1 protein-coding gene is annotated in these 444 nt (G+C 60.8%); it reads right to left on the bottom strand.

What is annotated here, in order from left to right; genetic code table 11:
- A partial coding sequence (locus tag ACWGTI_RS32715; protein ID WP_454590689.1) for an IS1096 element passenger TnpR family protein occupies nucleotides 1-358 on the bottom strand: 358 nt, incomplete at its 3' end.
- Between the last annotated feature and the right edge of the window lie 86 nt (nucleotides 359-444).

The raw sequence follows: 444 nt of genomic DNA, 5'->3' as shown, positions 1-444 counted from the left end.
CGTCGATGTCTGGGTACTGCGGGGGAGCCTTGCCGATCTTGCTGACGATCCTCGGGTAATTGGCATCGGGCTGCGCCTGCCCTGTTCCAATAACTTCAACGCGGAAGCGCCACTCGTCACCGTAGTCGTACAAGAAGGTCATTGCCGAGCCCACCTTCTGGAAGGCTGTGGTGACGCGCGTGCCGCTCACGCTGCGAGAGCCGCTCGCCTCGATGTCGGCGAAGAGTTCGAACCGCAGGGGCGAGTCGAACAGCTTTCCCGTCAGCTTTGAATAGAAGCCGTAGGCGTGGTCCAAGTCGAAGCCAAATGCCGCTACGATGGCTTCGGCCAGATCCGCTAGCGTGCTCGAACTCGACACCTCGATGTCCCGACAAAGCCGTGCCCGAAGAGAGGCTCGCAAGATCAAGGTCGCGGGCTCAGTCATAGCGGATTTCAGGCGCTGAC

It is taken from the genome of Mesorhizobium sp. ArgA1, assembly GCF_053714375.1.
Note: the sequence above shows the minus strand (reverse complement) of the source record. Positions and strands in the feature narration are given on the sequence as shown.